Source organism: Leptospira chreensis, from assembly GCF_016919165.1.
Lineage (GTDB): Bacteria > Spirochaetota > Leptospiria > Leptospirales > Leptospiraceae > Leptospira_A > Leptospira_A chreensis.
Window position 1 is genome coordinate 80457 of the sequence record NZ_JAFFPS010000033.1, and the last position, 18769, is coordinate 99225.

Genomic DNA, 18769 nt, shown 5'->3' on the forward strand with positions numbered 1-18769 from the left:
TGTTTTTAGTTTTCCTTGCCATTATTAGTCGTTAATTTTTCTAGAAGTCGTTTGAGGTTAATTTTTGCAAAACTGATAGAACGATCAGACATTGCATAGGGTAGTATCAGATCTCCACCATTAATAATACTTCCGCAACTATATACTACGTTTGGTACATAACCTTCCCGTTCTTTCTCATTTGGTGCGAGTAATGGTTCAGACAGCCTTCCGATTACAATTCTCGGATTTGATTTTTCTAATAAAAATGCTCCAATCGAATACTTCCTCATTGGGCCGACGCCATGAGTTATGACCAACCATCCTTCTTCTAATTCGATGGGAGATCCACAGTTCCCAAGCTGTATAAATTCCCAAGGGTAAGTCGGTTTCAGAATTAATTCTTTTTTATACCAAAAATGCAAATCATCGGAAAACATAAGGAATAAGTTCTCATTGTCTTGTCTGGATAACATCGCATATTGGTTGTTAATTTTTTTTGGGAATAGTGCCATCCCCTTGTTTTTTACTTCAGGTCCATAGAGTGTGCTCACTTTAAAGTGCAAAAAGTCTCGGGTTTCTAAAAGTTGAGGGAAAATAATCTTTCCATCGTAAGCTGTATAGGTTGCATAATAAGTATGATTTCCATTGTCTTCGATGAAATCAACAAATCGAGCATCTTCAATACCATTACTTTCAGAAGGAGAGTGAGGGAAAATGATTCGTTCTGAGAGCAATTGCTCATTGTCATATTGAATCTCATAATTCGATACAGCTAAAGAGAGAATCCCATTGGCAATTAATTTGTTTTCTGTAGTGTTGGTTTTTATATGCTTATCGAGGATTGATTTTAAATCCTCGATTGTAAAATGTGGGTTTAATAAGTATAGGATATTGATAGAAAAATCGGTAAGTAAATTAAGTTCGGACAATTTTCTTTCGAACATTTTTTTCTCATAAATGGGATTTGATATATTGTCTGAAATGGATACATATTTAGTTGGATTTGTTATGGTGATTTGATTTTTCGAATCTACGATTCCCGATCTAAATGTAATTGATGATATATGTCCTTCTCCTGTTGCACGAAGACTCATAATGAATCGTCTGGAACCTGGTGGAAGATTTGTTTGGTCTTTATCCCATATAATAGAAGGATTAAATAATGCCGCTGATTCGAGAGAATATTCCTGAGTGAAGTAGGCACCAATGAGCAGTTTTCTTTCTTCGGAAAGAAAGTGATCGGTTAATAGATATTTTTTTATCTGCTCAAATCTTTGTAAAAAGAATTTTTTTAATCGTTTGTGCCTTTCTTCAAAGGCACTCAGGAGGATATTAATTTCACTTTCTACTTCAGTTTCGCTAAGAGTTTGGATCCTTCCTAAAATTTTTATGATTCTTTCTTCCGGTTCAATGATGAGCGGTCGGTATAGAACTCTACGAAAATCAGGAATCAGTTCCACTCCAGTTCGAATGAGTTCTAGGCTTTGCGAATTCACTTACTGTGTCCCTATAAATGAATCAGGATAATTTATATTCATATATTGCTTTTGGAGCTTAGGATATTATCCTCAAGTCTCATCTCTAATAAACTTTGTAAAAATGCCAGCGTCGATTCTGCACCTTGGTTTTCATTCATTCTATTCGGATGTAATCCATCCCGACAACCACCTGTAGCTGGATCATATAAAGACACTTTTAAATCATTTCTTCCTAGAAACCATTCGAAGGCTCTTACGGATTCTTTTTTCCACACTTGATCTTTTGTAATATGATACGCTTCAATCGAAGCAGAAACCATCGTTTGCGCTTCCACAGGTTGTTGGTCAAATCGGGCATGTTGTCCCTTGCGCGTATAAAATCCGTTAGTTCCGATGGGTATAAAATGTCCATCTTCGACTTTTGCTTTTTGTAGACTCGATAGCCAAGATAGACTTTTTAATCCAATGTCTATCATCTCTTGATTTTGCATTGATTTTCCTGAGACAAGCAGGGCATGAGGTAGAATTGCATTGCAGTAACTTAATGATTGTTCAAACCATAACCAGCCGGTTGTGTTGTTTTCGTGATGGAGTTTTAAAATCCGGTTTGCTAGTTCTTCTTGAACGGCCTTCGCCGGCTTATCATCTTTGAATCGTTTGAAATATTCATTGAGACCTAATATCGAAAATGCCCAAGCTCTGGGGCTTTGCATTGACAATGTGGATGGGAGTGCATCTTCAAATAATCTACCAGCAATAGTTGGTAATTTTGTGAGAGATCCGATTCCTAATATAGTTCCTAAGGCCATAATAGACCTTCCATGGCTGTCTTCAGATCCAGAATCTTCTAACCAGTTCCTTTGATAGTCCATAAAATTTCTGAATCTTTTGGTTTTGGTGTTATAAGCATACCATAAAAAGGCTAAGTAACGATAACTCAATTTGTATGTGGTTTCGGAATCTAAATCTTCAATTAGCTTACAAACGATTAAAGCCCGTGCATTATCATCAGTAGTATAACCTTCTCCATAATTGGGTAATGTAAAAAAAGCATGTTGAAGGATTCCTGTGTCATCGGTCATATGTTCCAAATGTGTTAGTTTTAAAATTGGAAATTCAATTGGAGGGGTATTCTTTAATTTAATATTGAATCCTAAAGAGGATAAGTATCGTTTTTCTTCACGCGCTAACCGAAATGATTCCATGTACCGTAGTGAAACTTGAGACCAAATCATACTGCGTGCATATAGATATGCTCTTTTTCTCATCGAATGACGAGCTGCTTCATTTTCTAACAAAAAGATTACTTCTTTTCCTAATCTTTCGTGATCGTGGAACGGAATTAATATACCTCTATCATTAGCTAACATTTCTTCTGCATACCAATACGGCGTTGATATAATTGCTTTTCCTGCGCCTAATGTGTAGGCGAGAGTCCCAGAAACAATTTGGTTTGGTTCTAAGTAAGGAGTGATGTAAATGTCTGTAGCACCTATGAATTCGGTTAATTCTCTTTGGCTAACAAACTTATTATAAAAAAGTACATTACCCTCAACTTTATTTTCTCTGGCTAGTAACTGTAAGGAAATTCTGTATGCCTCTCCCTCGTTTCGTAGTATTTGTGGGTGAGTGGCACCAAGGATAATATAAACAATGTTAGGAAATTTTTTTATAATTTTTGGTAAAGATAGGATTACGTTTTCAAATCCTTTGTTAGGTGAAATAAGTCCAAAGCTCATGAGGACTATTTTGCCTTCGACCCCAAATAAGTCTTTGTGAAAGTTTGGATCAACAAAGGGTACGTCTGGAATCCCATGTGCAATGATGTCAATTTTATCGGTTTGGATATTATAAACGGATTTTAGGATTTCAGCTCCCTTGGCACTCATAACCACGATGCGGTCTGATAAGGAAATTAATTGTTCCAATACATTGCGTTGGTCTGGATCTGGTTCTTTTAGAATTGTATGTAAGGTGGTGACAATCGGCATATGTAAATCTCGGAGTAATGAGAGTATGTGGCTTCCCGCTCTTCCGCCGAAGATTCCATACTCAAATTGGAGAGAAACTATATCGACATTGTTGTTATTTAGAAAATCTGCAGCTCTTAGATACGAATTTAGATCTTTTTCTTTTAATTCAAAACAAACTCGATTTGGGTATGCATAACCTGCTTCAATATCATTTACTGCGATTGCGATACAAGAAGTATCCTGAAATTGTTCGGAGAGTGATTCACATAGGTCTGTTGTGAAGGTGGCAATACCACATTGTCTGGGAGAATAGTTACCTATAAAGGCAACCCGTTTCATAAATTGCCAGCTGTCTTTGCGAATCTATCCTGATTTAATAAGTTATTTTTTGTTATTGGTGTCATCGTTTGGTTTCAATCTTTCTATTCGATTGAAAGTCCTTTTGTTTATATTTGATAATTCTAGTAAGAGCGAGTTCGAAGTGATTCGTGAATTTTTATTCCCCCTTAATCATTGGAGGATCCCTTTATACAGTCTTTTAGTATCTAACACAAGATATTTGATGTTCTGGTGTGGTTGGTGCCAGAGTTGGATTGGTTTATAACCTAACAATTGATAAGGAATTGATAAAAAATAATTTGCAAGATAATTATTGATTATTTCAAATATTAATCATAAAGAAGAAAATATTTTGTGAAATTGTTCTTCGTTTGTAGCTTTTGTATAAAAAGTACTAGTACTTGTGAGTTCCTTCTAGCTGTTTTAGGGTAAAAGACCTGAATCTGCCATTTGGTTCGTTATTCATATTCCCAGTAAGTTTAAGTTAGATGTTTGGTGGAGTTTTATAAATCCACTACGACAAGTGTTATGTCATCATCGGGAACAGTTTTTCCACAAAACTCTTTGACATGTTCTAAAAGGCCATCCGCAAAAAGATCAGCCGACCGGTTTTCCGAATTTTCTACTATATAATCACCCAATCGTTCTTCCCCAAACATATCTCCTGCAAGATTTCTTGCTTCAGAAATTCCATCCGTGTATAAAATGACTCGATCACCCGTAGCGAACGGAAGATCCAAAATTTCGTCAGGAATTTCCGGAAAACAACCAAGGATCCTGCCTCTTGGTCGAACGAGTTCTACTTTATTGGTTTTCCTTCTATAAAAGGCAACGGGTGGATGGCCCGCACTTGCATAAAGAATGCGTTTATTTTCTAAATCAAAAAACAAATAACAAGCGGTTACGAATTGTTTGTGAATGGAATCTAATAGAAGTTTGTTGATTCTTTTTAATACTTCGTTAGGTCGTTTGGAAACGTGTTTTTGTAGGTTAAACGCCATTTTAAACATAGCCGCAACAATGGCTGCCGGAATCCCGTGACCCGATACATCGGCAATGACAACACCTAAACTATATTCGTCGGGAGTATGAAAATCAAAATAATCTCCTCCAATGGCTGTCATCGGATTGTATCTGGAAACTATCGTTGCTCTTCCACCAGTTGGCGGATTGAGTGGAAGAGAAGAGTCTTGGATTTTTTTTGCCAGTTTGAGTTCTGCTTTGATACTCAAATAATCTTCTTTTTCTTCTACAGCAGATTTTAAAAGTATGAGTGTGTTCACCCGAGCCAGAAGTTCTCTTTTATCAAAAGGTTTTCCTAAATAATCGTTGGCACCCGCTTCCAACCCAGAGAGCACATCTTCAATTCGATTTTTGGCCGTAAGCATCAAAATTGGCATTTCATAGATGGAATATGATTCCCTTAATATTTTACAAACCTGATATCCACTCATCTTGGGCATCATAATATCCAAAAGTACTAAATCTGGTTTTATTTCATGTGCAACAGTCAGCGCGGTCGGACCGTCCAAAACGGGAATTACATTAAAACCAGATCCGCTGAGTTGGATTTTTAATACTTCTAAGTTGATGGGATCATCATCAACGGCAAGGATTGTAAGATTACGGTTTAAGTCTTTCGAAAGATTGTAAGTTACTTCTACTCTTTCGATATACGATTGTTCGACGATAAAGTTTCCGCGAAGGTCTTCTTCGAGGAGCCAACGATCGGCTAATGCCACTTCTTTTTCAGTTTCTTCTCGTTGGAAACCGGTCTGTCCATTCGCAAGTGGTAGAGTGAATCGAAAGGTTGATCCTTTGGCTAGTTCTGATTCTACAGATAATGTTCCTGTATGGAGTTCCACAAGGTTTTTTGTAATGGAGAGTCCAAGACCAACTCCACCGAAGTTTCGTGAGATACTGGAATCAACCTGAGCAAACGGTGCAAAAATTCTTCTTTGGTCTTCTATGGAAAGTCCAATTCCAGTATCGGTAATGGATACTTCTAAGTAATCCACGATTCCATTGATTGTTGGTTTGGCATTGATTCGAATGTTTCCCGATTCGGTAAATTTAATTGCATTGCCGATCAAATTAAAAAGGATTTGTTGGATTTTATTTTCGTCACCAAACACCAAAGGGGTATTGTCGGAAATTTCACTAACGAGAGAGATTTCTTTTTCTTTTGCCGCACGTTCCAAAAGTGCGATCACCGTATCTACTGAAGGCTGAATTGCGAGAGTGATGGGAAAAAGATTTAATTTTCGATTTTTCATCATGGAAAAATCGAGTAGGTCATTGACTAAACCGGAAAGTCTTTTTGCAGAGGAGATAATAAGGCTTAGGTTTTTAGATACACCTGCTGTCACCGTGCCCATATTACCTTCTAACAAAGATTCGGTGATTCCGATGATACCGTTGAGTGGGGTTCTTAGTTCATGCGAAGTATTGGATAAAAATTCATTTTTCATTTTATCCAAAGATACTAACTCTTCGTTCTTTTTCTCTAGTTCCCCTTTTAATTGGTTTGTAACTTCATAGAGTTTGGCAAACCGGATGGATAGAGCAAAGGATAAACTGAGAGTATAAATGAGGAATCCTTCCGAGATCGACCGATCTAAGACAGATACATAAACTTGCAGGTAACTTAAGATGGAAAATAGCGCCGTGGTTCCAAGGGCCACTTGTCCAAAAAAAATAATGATTGCACCTGGTTGTTTGTTTTTGACTGCAAAGTAGTTGAGACCAAATGCATAGATAAGTTCTAATATGGACAAAATACTACTAATGTTGAGTGTGTATTTTGAGTAGAGATCCATCACAAAGGGATGGAAGGTAAAAAAGGGAACAAGTCCAATTCCAAAATGAAACCATAAAATTCCTTTTACAACCCGAGAAGGTTTGTGTTCGGAAAATTCTAGAAAGAATAGGGTTCCAAAAACACCGATTAAATTTAGAGCTGGGTGGAATAGGAAATGGTTGAACCAAAAATTATCCCAAACGAAGTAAGGAAGGGAAAGGTTGCCGAAGGTGGTAAGACCCGCAAGACTTGCAAAAAAGAAATAAATTAAATAAGCACGTTCTCTTCGACTTCGTAACCAGAGGATCAAACAATACAATGCGGAATATAAAAATGCAAAACAAGTGGCAGAATTCCACATGATGTATTTATAGAACTTAGCACTGATTCGGTTCGATTCTCCTAAATAGAATTCAGAGTTTACAAATCCACCCCAACCTACATCATCCGCAACTCGAATGGCAATTGTATTTTCTTTATCTAAATGAATGAGCCCTGCTGGAATTTGATAAACACTGATCATACTGCTTTTTTTAAGGATTTCTCCCGAGTTGGAGATTTGACCTGTTTTGCCAACAAGGATTCCATTGATATAAATTTCATGAGCATCTGCTATGATGGGTGTGAGAATACTAATATTCTGATTTTGAAATGTTTTTGATACTTGGAATGAATGTCTGTACCATCCCACCTGAAATCCAGATATACCTGAATTATTCCATTGTGCGGGAATGGGTAAGTGGTCCCAGTTTGTGTCGACAAAGTCTTTTTGTGCTTGGGAAAGATCGTCCACAGGATGGAACTTCCAAAGGCCAGAAAGCGAAAGGAGTTGGTTCGGATCTTCCAGTTGGAAGGGAGACTCGTTTGGACTTGCAAAGATGGGGGAAAGGCTTAGCGAAAAATAGATAACTAATAGGTAGCAAATTTTCATTTCAAGTCCAAAGAAAAAGAGGCTGTCTTTACATAATTAGTCGGAATACCAAATTTTAACCAAGAACAAATATGATTTATTTGTAAGGAAATAAGACCCTCTGCGTTCTTTTTGTGCCCAATTTATTTAGATCTAAAGAACTCCCACATCACATCATTTGCTTGGATTGCTTGTGAGGGAGAATCACCTCCAAAGAATAGGGATGGTTTTTTGCCACCGGGCCAGGAATGTCCCCCTGATTCGGTGACACAAAGTTTTATCTTCACACCATTTTTGCATTCACTGTATTCCTCACAATAAACTCCAGGTTCTTCTAACACTCGTTTGGGTGTTTGGTTACATTCGTTAAATCTAACCCATTGGGAGATGGTTTTAGGAACAGAAACAAAGTCTGTCACAAGGGATCTATCACTGAATCTTTTTCCAGCACCACCATAGAATAATACTCGATCATCATCTTTTGCATGGATGTGTAAAATGGAGATTGGTTTTGTTGGATGACAGTTTATGGTGTTGTCCGTTCCTGCTACAGCTGCAATGGCAGTGAACTGGTCAGTCATTTCACAGGCAAGACGGTAGCTCATCATCGCACCATTGGACATACCGGTCGCATACACTTTGGATTTATCAATGATCATTTGTTTTGTGGCATGATTCAATATCTCTTTCACAAAACCAACATCATCTATCTTTTTGTCACGAGCATCAGCACAACAATTTCCCGCATTCCAAGTCGCAATTTTCCCTGATTTGAATTTGCTATATCCATTGGGGAAAATGGTGATATGGCCATTCGCTTCTGATTTAGAAATTTGGTGGTAGTATTCTTCGTTGGATTGGACTTCCATATCACCGCCACCACCGTGAAATACAAAAAGAAGGGGAGTTGGTTTGTTTACAGAATAGGATTGGGGTACATGGACTTTATAATAACGAGGGATGCCTCCATGATTGAAGGTGAATGTATAATCACCAGGTGCTTCGATTTTTTTGGTTAGGTCAGATGCGGCAATGGGTGCTGGTTTTTCTTCCATTCTCTTTTGGAATCGTTCTTTGATTTTTGTTCGTAACCAACCCCGAGAACAAGACTCTGTGGAAAAAACGAATAAAACTAAGGGCAAAACAAAAAGGAATAAAGATTTGTATTTCATAAACTTCCCCAAAAGAACGCTTTGATAGAACCGGGATTTGGAAAAATACTTCCATCCGATATTTCAAAAAAACAGGAAATGATTCCTATTGGAAAGAATTTATCGCGGGCGACTTCGGGGTAGTTGGTTTAAACTTCAATTCCTGCTAAAATTTCTAAGGAGCGAATTTTGGCATCCGTGTCAAATACAGAAGTCACTGTCATCAGTTCGTCTGCCTTAGTTTCGTCTAAAACCTTAGTGATTCCGGCCTTAACTGTTTCTTTAGAACCCACAACAGAATAGGATAACATTTGTGAGGCGATTTGTTTTTCCTCGGGGCTCCAGTAAGTTTCGATATCTTCGATCGGTGGTGGGAAAGTTCCTCTTCGGTTGCGAAGGATACGAGTGAAGGATTGTTGGGAGCTGGTAAATAGAAAATTTGCTTCCTTGTCAGTGTTGGCTGCGATCACATTCACACCCACCATGACATAAGGTTTGTCCAGATACTTAGAAGGTCTAAATTGTTTTCTATAAATGGAGATGGCTTCCAGTAATGCCCCCGGTGCAAAATGAGAAGCAAAGGCATATGGCAAACCAAGCATCGCCGCGAGTTGGGCTCCGAAAAGACTAGATCCTAAAATCCAAACAGGGACATGAGTTCCCGTTCCTGGGATTGCATGCACTTGTAATTGGTTATGATCGTCTTCAAAGTAGGAGAGTAATTCTTTGACATCTTCTGGAAAATGTTGTGAACTCATGGGATCACGACGTAATGCTCGTAAGGTGAGTTGGTCGGTTCCTGGTGCTCGACCCAGTCCTAGATCAATCCTTCCTGGATACAAACTTTCTAAGGTTCCAAATTGTTCTGCAATGACAAGAGGAGAATGGTTGGGTAACATAATCCCGCCCGCTCCAATGCGAATCGACTTGGTATGTCCTGCCAAATGACCAATCACTACGGAGGTAGCAGCGCTCGCGATCGCGGGAAAGTTATGATGTTCCGCAACCCAGATGCGGTGGTAACCTAAGTCTTCTGCAGCCTTTGCGACTCGGACAGAATTGGAAAGAGCAATGGTTGGACCATCTCCTTCGTTGATAAAAACCAGATCAAGAATTGATAGTTGCACCATTGAGAACACATTCCCTTTTTCGCCTCTCCAGTGTAAATGGGGAAAAAATTAAAATGGCGATTTCAGTTTTAAAAATTACATACATCTGTTATGTTGGGTTTGAACTTCTTTGAATTTCATTGATTAAAAATGCATCCAAAGATACAAAACCATAGTCTAAGGACTCTAGTGGAATGGGACTGGCTCTAAATGAAAAAGATAGAATGAAATCAGTTTTTTTTCCGAGCTTAACTCGAACAGCGACATTATGATATGAAAGTATCCCAACCCAATTTAAACTCTCAAGAAAAAAATCTGATACAATCGGTATATGTATTTGAATCAGATCTAAAAGAAGAATACAATCTCCCTTTTTATGCCGATGGATTTCCTGGTATGGTATTTTTCCATTCCGAACGTCCTGTCACTGTTTTTGTTGGTTCGGAATCCAAAGTGATGGATCCTGTTTTTGTCTATGGACAAACCATTGAACCCATTCGCATCCAGATCGAAGGTCCGTTTTTCTTTGTTATGGTGCAGCTTTTTCCGGCAGTTGTGGAAGAAACCTTAAAAATTCCTGTTCTCGAACTTACCAATTCTTGTTGGACCATCCCGAGTTCTGAATGGGAAAGGGAGCCTAACTTTCAATTGGCGATTGATCAGTTTTCTCCCTCTTTAGCCTTAAAAGCCTTGGTCGAATACTTGATAGAAAAGGGAAAAAACTTTCGGCCAGATCCTATTTTACAGGCTTGTTTGGAAGAGATTTTGGATCTTAAGGGAAATTGTGAAATTGGAAAGTTATCCCAAAAACATGGGTTGTCGGAAAGAACCTTACAACGTCGGTTTCAAAATTATGTGGGGCTCACTCCCAAACAATTTTCCACCATCATTCGGTTTCAGTCCAGCTTGACTGAGTTAAACGGTAAACAAAATTCTAAATTAACTGATATTGCCTATGCGAGTGGATATTCGGATCAGTCTCACTTTATTCGCCAATTCAAAACATTCACCAAACAAAAACCCTTTCGATTTCGAGAAAAAATTTAAACTCTGTCGGGTTTGTCCAATTTTTAAAATACAATTTCCTGTATTCTGAATGTTATGAAACCATCTACATTCATCATTGGGTCCAGTGGAAAAACTGGATCCAGAATTCTATCCAGATTGAAACAATTGGATTATCCTGTCCGATTGGGTTCAAGAAACGCTAGTCCTTCCTTTGATTGGGAGAAACCAGACGAGTGGGAGTCTGCCATCCAAGGAGTCGACCAAGTTTACATTAGTTTCCAGCCCGATTTGGCAGTTCCTTCTTCCTTAGAGGCCATCAAAAAACTAGTGTTAGTTTGTAAGAAAAACCAAGTGAAACGTCTTGTTTTATTATCAGGTCGGGGAGAGCCGGAAGCTTTGGCCTGTGAACAAGTGGTCATCCACTCTGGTTTGGAATGGACCATCCTTCGCTCCAGTTGGTTCCACCAAAACTTCAGCGAAGGAATGTTTTTAGAACAGATCCTTGGAGGAAATGTTTTGTTTCCACAAGTGAATGCTCGCGAGCCGTTTGTGGATCTGGATGACTTGGCTGATCTTGCTTTGGCATCGCTTACCACAGACAAACATCGCAACCAATTGTATGAACTGACTGGCCCCGAACTTTGGAATTTCCGAGAGGCTTTTCAGTACATTGCAGAGGTTACAAACCAAACCATCCCCTTTGAAGAATTGCCTTTGGATGAATATATCACGGCTCTTAAAGGATGGGGAATTCCGGAGGATACCACTTGGCTCATTGATTATTTGTTTCGCACGGTTCTAGATGGCCGGAACGAATCCGTTGTGAGTGATTTGGAATTGGCGCTGGGTAGAAAACCCAAAGACTTTCGCACCTATGTAAAAGAAACCGCCAAAACCGGAATTTGGAAACTTCCCCTGCAAGCAACCACCTAACCTTCCATTGGTTCCAAACCTCACTAGGAAAATGAAGTTCCTAGTGAGACTCTGATGGAAAAGAGAGATTTCCTATTTTGAAGCTCTGTTTTTATAACCTATCCAATCCATCCAATTATCTATCTCCATTTACTGTTCGGTGGGATACCCACTATAGGTCATTTTCCCGGTAAAGTAGATGGGGCTTTTTTGTTCTAAAAGAATCCTTGTGTTGAGTTTGGATTGGATCTCTTGCAAAGTTTGCGCTGAATACGTAGCACTCGCTCCGTCCACAATCAAAACATAATGATAAGACGAGTTTGGATTTTCTTCTAAGTCCAAATCATCCCAGATATGGACGATATTTCCCGAACCAACTTCCCGGTTTCGATCAGGGATCAGGATGGCTTCGTTTGCCTCTTGGGTTGGGGCCGCCGGAATCCCTTGGTTATAAATTCTTTTTTCGGAAATGAGGATGGCCTTTGTGGAATCAAAGTGGGGAGGAAGGTAAACTTCTGTGGGAGCATCCGAAAACCGTCCCTTCCAAACGAGGAGGTGGAATCTTTTATCGGCAAAGTATTTGGTTTCCGTATTTCCTGGTTTGATGGCCGCCCAAGAAAAAACCTTATTCCAAGTATCTGATCCAACAGCATTGTAATGACTACTCATCACCCGGCCTTGGGACTTTCGAAAGTAACCCCGGCCAACTATACGTTGGTCTAAATTGAAACTGGTTCCATAATTTCCAATAACAGAAAAATCTTCTTCATTCCAAGCATCCTTGGTTGTGACAAGTTTGGAAGGGTTTCCATTCATGTACTCGGCATGGTTGTTGTAATAATAATCCCAATGCCACTGCGTTCCCGACACAATCGGATTGTAAAAATCAGCAAACCTCGATTTAGAAGTTTGGTTTCCATCGGATACTTCCATAGCTTGGTAGACGGCATTGATCATTCTTGGTGTGTCTTTGGCACCAGTTCCTTTTAACCACATTCCAAATTCACTGAGGAAAACCGGAATTTTTAAAAACCTAGATTCCTTTCTGATTTCATCCAAGTATTTGAAATAAGTGGCATTATCAATTCCTGTTAAGTCTGTCCCCATGCGACCTGCATCATAGAAATGAGAGTTGAAAACAAAACCAGGGCCTGGGGGAGAAAGTAGATGACCTCCACCGGTAGCTGGTGCAATCGCCGAACCAATGTTTGTATTCCAAAATACAAGGGGTTCTGCAAACACCCATTTGTTTTCCCATCCATTTTGGTTTAAGATGGTTCTTATCTTTTTGTACATAGGCCAGAGTTTTTGATTGTCCCACTGAGCCGGTGTTAAACCTTCCATTCCCCCATCTACTGGTTCATTGAAGGGATCAAGTCCCAGAACATAAGAAAATTCTTCTGCGCTTAATTTCTCACGAAGGTAAGATGCTGTCTTTTCAATTTGCCAAAGGAATTCGGTTTGCATATTCCTTGATCCTTGTGTTGTGGAAAGTGGGGCATTGTTCCAAAAATTACGAAACCCCCTTCGTACCGCTTCGTTGGTTAAGTTGTTTTGGCTCCAACTTGCACAAATGAATCCGCAATATTCCGTTGGGTAGGTTCCGCCTTTTGTGATCCAAGCGGGGGCACCATTTCCTGTATGCCAAGAGTTTTTATTAAAGAGATGGCGAGAAAACAAATCTTGGTGGTAATCCAGAAGGATGTACATTCGTTTGGTGGTCGCTTTTTTCATTTGAGCGATAACTGCATCCAAATAATTGTAATCGATCGTATCAACTGCCGGGTGGACTCCTTCCCACGCGATCGTAAAACGAATGATATTCGATCCGGTGGTTTTACCAAGCCTTGTGAAGGCAATCTCTGCATCGGAATCATTGGCAAAGGGTTTGAATCCATGTTGGGCCAGTTTCATATTTCCTGAGATATTAAATCCTCGGAAACTGACTTCGCGTCCAAGCCCATCCACAAAGATCTGGTCTGTGAATTGATTGTTTGTTTTTTCAGAAATCAAAATCTCTTTTTCATTCAACGAAGAAGAATAATCCAAACTATGGAGGGAACTTGCAGTCGCGATAGACCTTGTGCCGAGATTGGAACCCGCTGTATCTGTTTGTGTATTTCCCGCTCCTGGAAGGAGTAGGGCGAGTGTTTCTGAGGCGGAACCCTTAGTCGGGGCACAAGCATTTGTAAATAATAAGGCTGTGGTCGCAGCCCAAAAGACGGTTTGGGTTTTCCATTTTGATTTCATAGATCCTCTCTTTACATTCTTTAGGAATGGGACTTAAGGCCACTTGCGTCATACTAGCCGACAGTTGTCGATTAAAAAAATGCCATCAAATTTCCATAAATATGGATTCCGGTCGTTTTGTTTTGAAAAGCGGGAGAAATGGTGGGGAAGTTTTGGATTCGGTCGCTAGTTTTCTGACCCAGCAAAGGGTCGGAAATAGCAAGTTTAGGTCTTTTTTGCGCAGTTTTTACGGGAAACATTCGCTCTTTGTAGCAAATTTCTGAACAACGATCTATAAAAACCGACATATGTCGATTAATTTGCTTGCCATATTTTTAACATCGTTTAGACTCAATAACCGGATTTGGCCTGAACCATCCCCCGAGGCCCAGGGATAGATGCGAAAATGATTTCATTTAGAAATTTAGATTCGGAGAGAGTATATGAATTCCAAAATTGATTCCCAGGTGCGCTTGGGTTTAACCATTGTTTGTTGTTTTTTTGTTCTGACCTGTTCTGGCGAAAAATCTTCCCCATCCCCGATCCTTGGCCTTGTGAGTTCTGCGGCAACAGATTCGGCAAGTTCTGATTCCGCGAGTGCAACAGGAGTCAGTCGTGCCGTAGCGCCAAGTCTTGGTTCCTCACCATATCTGGTTGGTGCCGGGATTTATGATATCACAGGTCCTGCTGCCGAAGTTGGTATGATGGGTTTTGCCGAATCAGCGCAAAAAACAGAAGGGATTTATATGCGCCTCTGGTCGAGAGCCTACATCATTGGAGATGCATCCAAACGAGTGGTTTTTGTGAGTGCTGACTTAGGAATGGTTTTCCAGTCCATCAAACAAGCAGTGAGTCGAAAGATTGCTTTGGATGCGGAACTCTCACCTTATTACAATCAGGCGAACGTTCTACTTTCTGCAACGCATACCCATAGTGGACCTGGTGGATATTCCCATTATTTTTTATATAACGCCACAACATCAGGTTTTATCAAAGAAAACTTTGATGTAATTGTAGATGGAATCTATCGTTCCATTAAACTAGCCCACCAAAATTTAGTTCCAGGAAATGTATACATCAACCAAGGTAATCTCACTGACGCGAGTAAAAACCGTTCTTCGGTTGCTTATGATAAAAACCCTGCTGCAGAAAGAAGTTACTATGCGTCCAATGTAGACCAAACCATGACTCTTTTGAAATTAGTTGCGGCCGATGGTCGGGAACTGGGACTTGTGAACTGGTTTGCGGTTCACCCCACAAACGTTGGCCCAACTAATAAATTGATCGGTGGAGATAACAAGGGTTATGCTTCATATTTATTTGAAAAGTCAAAGGGAGCTAACTATTCGGCAAGTCAAACCTTTGTCGCTGCCTTTGCTCAGTCCAATTCGGGAGATGTCACACCAAACCTTTGGGGCCCAGCGGATGGAGTGAATGACTATGCTCGTCAAAACATCATTGGGGAAAAACAATTCAACAAAGCGCAGGCCCTTTATTCCAGCGCCAATACACAGCTGACAGGTTCTATTGACTTCCGTCATACATTTGTTAACTTTTCCAACCTTTATGTGAGTAGCGTAGGAACCACCACTTGTCCTGCGGGAATGGGTGCTTCCTTTTCTGCCGGTAGTGTGGAAGACAATGCAGTCTCTGTCGACTTCTTTGATGAAGGAACTACGGTTGATTCTTTGGATTGGAATACCAATAGTGCGGATGCCTTTAAGTCTAGTTTTCTTGGGGGAGCACTCGGTGTTCTTTGGCCGGCTTCTACAAGTGAGGCTTACAAACTTTGCCATGCGGAAAAACCAGTCCTGATTCCTACTGGGGTTGCAAGCTTCGATGGCAATCCTTGGACACCACCGGTGATTCCTGTGCAGATCATTAAAATTGGTAACCTTGCGGTTCTTGCCATTCCGGCAGAAGTATCGACTATGGCAGGCCGAAGACTTCGTTCTCTTGTGAAAAATGTTTTGGAAAACGAATACACGGTAATCGCCGCTCTTTCCAATTCCTATACTTCGTATTTGACGACAAGAGAAGAATACTCATCCCAACAGTATGAAGGTGCCTCCACTCAGTTTGGTCCAAATACTCTTTTCGGGTATGAACAAGAATTTGGAAAACTAGCAAGTGCTTTGCGAAATGGAAGCGCTTCTCCTGCGGGCCCACCACCGGCGGATCTAACGAACAACCAAGCTACCTTCCAAACCGGAGTGGTTTTTGATGATGTTCCTCTCTTCAAAAGTTTTGGAAACGTAGTGACCCAACCTTCCGCTTCCTATAGCAGCGGGGCAACGGTCAGTGCTGTATTCTGGGGAGGGCATCCGAAAAACAATATGCTCATCGGAAGTAGCTTTGTGGATGTGGAAAAACAAAATGGATCCACATGGACAGTGGTGGCAAGGGACTATGATCCTTCGACCACTTACAAATGGCAAAGAGATGGGGTCGCCAATTCCAAAATCAATGTTTCTTGGAAAACAGCTTCCTTCCCGTCCGGAACTTACCGCATCCGCCACCGTGGTCATTGGAAATCGGGTTGGACCGGTGCCATCAGTGCCTACCAAGGAGTCACAAACAATTTCACAGTGCAGTAATATCTGAACAATCACTCACCTGACCCCTAAAAAGGTCAGGTATTTTTCTTTCGCAACGGGATTGACTGGGCAAGATTCTCCAGAAGGCTCGTACTATGGATAAATTGGTCGACGCATCCTTATCCCCTGACCTCGCTTCTAGGCCTTTTAAGTTTACAAGCAAACAAGGGCGAAATAGGCGCACTCAATTGTTAACAATCGCTTTGGAATTTCTCCGGGAAAAATCTCCCGAGGAGATTAGTTTTGCCGACATCTGCAAAGAGGCAAAAATCCCGAGACCTTCCGCCTACCATTTTTTCCCCAATGTAGAAGCTATCTTTCACGGAATCCGTTTGTTACACTCCGAAAGCCTAATTGAAAAATCTCTTTTATTGAAAAGAGAAACATTTGTTAGTTGGGAGCATTATATCGAACGTTCCATTGATGTTGCGGTCGAAGTCACCAATAAAGAAATTGCTTTCCCCCGTTTGATTTATGGATACCGAATGAGTAATCCCGAGATGCGCCAAGTAGGACAAGAGTTAGATGCAAAACTTGCCAACTTAGCAAAACTGGGACTGATGGACCGGTTTGAATTGCCGGTTTTAGAGACAACAGACCAAATCTTTGGAGTTGCCTTTTCGATTGCCGATTCCCTACTCAAACTTTCTTACCGAACCTACGGAGACTTCACTCCTTGGATGGTAGGCGAAGCCAAAAAAGCAACCATCTCCTATTTAAAGAATTATTTACCCGAAGTCTGCAAACCAAAGTAGAATCTCAGTAATTTCCTGAATAGGTGGAGCCATTCACTGTCCCACCATTCACAGTTCCTATATTGGTAATGGCTGTCGTACCTTCATCAAAGTAAAGAGCGGTCGGGCAATCCGAGAGGCGGTTTCCATTGAAAATTAGAGGATTGGTCCCTCCTGCTTCATACACACAATACCGGTTGGTTCCACCAGAAGTAAAAAGTATATTATTTTGGTAGTTCCCCAAATTCCCAACACCGCCTGGAAAATAGAGTGCTCGACTCGAAATCCCAGCGCCTCCATCCATACTATTGTTCCTCACTGTTGGATTGGAAGGCGGACTTGTATTCAATGCATAGGAAATGGCGCCCGTTCCACCAAAAAAAGTATTCCCTATGATGGATGGAGTATTTGTTTGCGGAGCATTGTAGATTCCATGTGCAGAAGCAAGCGGTGCATTGCCCCCATGGAGGGTATTAGAAACAATACTCGGAGAGGAGTTGTTTTGAATATAAATTCCGAAAGCAGAAGAAGTCGAAGAGGTTCCTCCCAAAATGTTATTGTTTGTTATCATTGCAGAAGAGGAATCTAAGAAGATACCCACAGAATCTCCGTTAGTTGTGGATCCTGCTTCGAAACGATTGTTTGTGATTGTGGGAGAGCCAGATAAACAATTGAATGCGATGGTTGCATTTGGTGCATTGGGGTTCGATGCACCTTGAACAGAAAATCCATCCACAACGGTAGAAGAGGTGACTGTGGCACCAGCATTCATTGCGATTGAATCGGCACTTGCAGTTGCAGTATCTATAATCCTTGTAATGTATAAATTTGAGTTTCGATTTAAGAAATCAGAACTGAGTCCACCGTATAGGGAAACATTATTGAACAAATTAATTTGGGTTCCAAGTCCACTATTCACTAAATAGGTCCCTTCTGTGACCAAAATGGCCGCCGGTGCCGTTGCTGTTGTAATTGCAGAGGGAATTGTGAGTTTCGGGCTTCCTATCGAGGTTCCCGGGTTTCCGTTGTTTCCACTAGTGCTCACATAGTATAAATTTGTATTGGAGGAAAGGACTGTATAGAGTCCAGTAACGGTTGTCATACGGAATCCCGATTGATCACTGCCATCCAATTGAAACGATTGTGTTCCTGTGGGAATGGATCCGGATAGTGTCACCGTATCATTCGAAGAATATGTATCTGACCAAGTTTGTGTGAGGTTGGTTCCAAGAGTTGCTGTAACTGAAGTTTGGTCCATCGACCGGTCGAATACAACACGGATTTGTGTATTTGCTAATATTACATTTCCAACGGAAGGGGTGATGGTGGCCCTAGGGCCAGACAATAAGCTGAGTAAGAGTCCGAGGTTTCGCAGTTTGTCATCTTTTTTCGAAATATCGAGTTCCAAAATTTCTCTCACAACAGGATTGAGTAAACAATGAAATTGGATCAAAATGGCAAAGAATACCAGTAGGTGTTTGTGTTTAAGAAATTGATGATTGATTCGCATGAGATGGCCAAAGAATCTCAAGCTAACTCTTCTTAGT

11 protein-coding genes are annotated in these 18769 nt (G+C 40.5%); 4 read left to right on the forward strand and 7 right to left on the reverse strand.

Annotation, left to right across the window (positions count from 1 at the left end):
• Positions 1–5: 5 nt before the first annotated feature.
• The 5 genes from JWG41_RS11130 to JWG41_RS11150 form a co-directional block, all read right to left on the reverse strand.
• A complete protein-coding gene (locus JWG41_RS11130; RefSeq protein ID WP_205269999.1) occupies positions 6–1478 on the reverse strand; it encodes a glycoside hydrolase family 130 protein in 1473 nt (490 codons plus the stop codon).
• A 38-nt stretch (positions 1479–1516) separates the two neighbouring features.
• The gene (locus tag JWG41_RS11135) at positions 1517–3772 is read right to left on the reverse strand and encodes a glycosyltransferase family 4 protein (protein WP_205270000.1); all 2256 of its coding nucleotides are present in this window, start codon (positions 3770–3772) and stop codon (positions 1517–1519) included.
• 503 nt (positions 3773–4275) lie between these two features.
• Positions 4276–7503 carry a SpoIIE family protein phosphatase gene (locus tag JWG41_RS11140; RefSeq protein WP_205270001.1) on the reverse strand — a complete coding sequence of 1076 codons (3228 nt, stop codon included), beginning with the start codon at positions 7501–7503 and terminating at the stop codon, positions 4276–4278.
• Positions 7504–7625: 122 nt separating this feature from the next.
• On the reverse strand, positions 7626–8654 hold the full coding sequence (locus JWG41_RS11145) for an extracellular catalytic domain type 1 short-chain-length polyhydroxyalkanoate depolymerase (RefSeq protein ID WP_205270002.1): 1029 nt from the start codon (positions 8652–8654) through the stop codon (positions 7626–7628).
• Between the two features lie 128 nt (positions 8655–8782).
• Complete coding sequence (locus tag JWG41_RS11150; protein ID WP_205270003.1) at positions 8783–9763, reverse strand: LLM class flavin-dependent oxidoreductase; 981 nt, start codon at positions 9761–9763, stop codon at positions 8783–8785.
• 252 nt (positions 9764–10015) lie between these two features.
• On the opposite strand from JWG41_RS11150, the gene JWG41_RS11155 reads away from it, so the two are divergent.
• Positions 10016–10789 carry a helix-turn-helix domain-containing protein gene (locus tag JWG41_RS11155; RefSeq protein WP_205270004.1) on the forward strand — a complete coding sequence of 258 codons (774 nt, stop codon included), beginning with the start codon at positions 10016–10018 and terminating at the stop codon, positions 10787–10789.
• Between the two features lie 54 nt (positions 10790–10843).
• Positions 10844–11683 (forward strand): NAD(P)H-binding protein, encoded by an 840-nt coding sequence (locus JWG41_RS11160; RefSeq protein WP_205270005.1) that lies wholly within the window; start codon positions 10844–10846, stop codon positions 11681–11683.
• Between the two features lie 129 nt (positions 11684–11812).
• Here the strand turns inward: JWG41_RS11160 and JWG41_RS11165 are convergent, their stop codons facing one another.
• Positions 11813–13912, reverse strand: coding sequence for a cellulase family glycosylhydrolase (locus JWG41_RS11165; protein ID WP_205270006.1), 2100 nt, complete (start codon positions 13910–13912; stop codon positions 11813–11815).
• 422 nt (positions 13913–14334) lie between these two features.
• Here JWG41_RS11165 and JWG41_RS11170 point away from each other — a divergent pair, with 422 nt between their 5' ends.
• Positions 14335–16488, forward strand: coding sequence for a neutral/alkaline ceramidase (locus JWG41_RS11170; RefSeq protein WP_205270007.1), 2154 nt, complete (start codon positions 14335–14337; stop codon positions 16486–16488).
• A gap of 95 nt (positions 16489–16583) precedes the next feature.
• Positions 16584–17243 (forward strand): TetR/AcrR family transcriptional regulator, encoded by a 660-nt coding sequence (locus JWG41_RS11175; RefSeq protein WP_205270008.1) that lies wholly within the window; start codon positions 16584–16586, stop codon positions 17241–17243.
• Positions 17244–17247: 4 nt separating this feature from the next.
• Here the strand turns inward: JWG41_RS11175 and JWG41_RS11180 are convergent, their stop codons facing one another.
• Positions 17248–18732 carry a right-handed parallel beta-helix repeat-containing protein gene (locus JWG41_RS11180; RefSeq protein WP_205270009.1) on the reverse strand — a complete coding sequence of 495 codons (1485 nt, stop codon included), beginning with the start codon at positions 18730–18732 and terminating at the stop codon, positions 17248–17250.
• Positions 18733–18769 lie beyond the last annotated feature (37 nt).